This window comes from Salinimicrobium oceani, assembly GCF_012037645.1.
Genome location: NZ_JAAVJR010000215.1, coordinates 1 through 619 on the forward strand (window position 1 = coordinate 1; position 619 = coordinate 619).

Consider the following 619-nt stretch of genomic DNA (forward strand, 5'->3'; position numbering starts at 1 on the left):
TGAATACTGCAGTGGAAGAAACAGCAGCCTTTTTAAAATCGGCTACACATATGATCATCACTCCGGGCACGGCCTGGGGCTACAGACTAAAGGAGTCAGGGGAGATGGTGGCCAATTGTCACAAAGTGCCGCAGAAGAATTTCAGCAAGGAAATAACAGATGCTAAAAAAGCCCTTTTTGAGGCTGCAGTAATTGTGAGAGAGTTGAATCCCGAAGTGCAGATCATTTTTACAGTCTCTCCCGTAAGGCACTTGAAAGACGGATATGTAGAGAATCAATGGAGTAAGGCGAAGCTGATCACTGCGGTTCAGGAAATAGTGGCTTCAGAAGAAAATTGCGCTTATTTTCCGGCTTATGAGATCATGATGGATGAACTTCGGGACTACAGGTTTTATGCAGAAGACATGGTGCATCCCAATCAGACAGCTGTGGATTATATATGGCAGAAGTTTCAGGAGGCGTGGATAGCTTCAGAAGCTTCCGCGGTTATGAAAGAGGTGGATACCATTCAAAAAGGGCTTTTGCACAGGCCTTTTAATGAAGCTTCCGAAGCTCATCAAAACTTCCGCAGAGATCTTCAGCAAAAAATTGAAAAACTTGAAGAAAAAGAGCCGCAAAT

Annotated in this window: 1 protein-coding gene; it reads left to right on the forward strand. The window is 44.1% G+C overall.

Features of this window, described 5'->3' with window-relative positions; all coding sequences use genetic code 11:
• Nucleotides 1-619, forward strand: a 619-nt coding sequence (locus tag HC175_RS16340; RefSeq protein ID WP_168139450.1) for a GSCFA domain-containing protein, incomplete at both ends; no start/stop codon positions are given.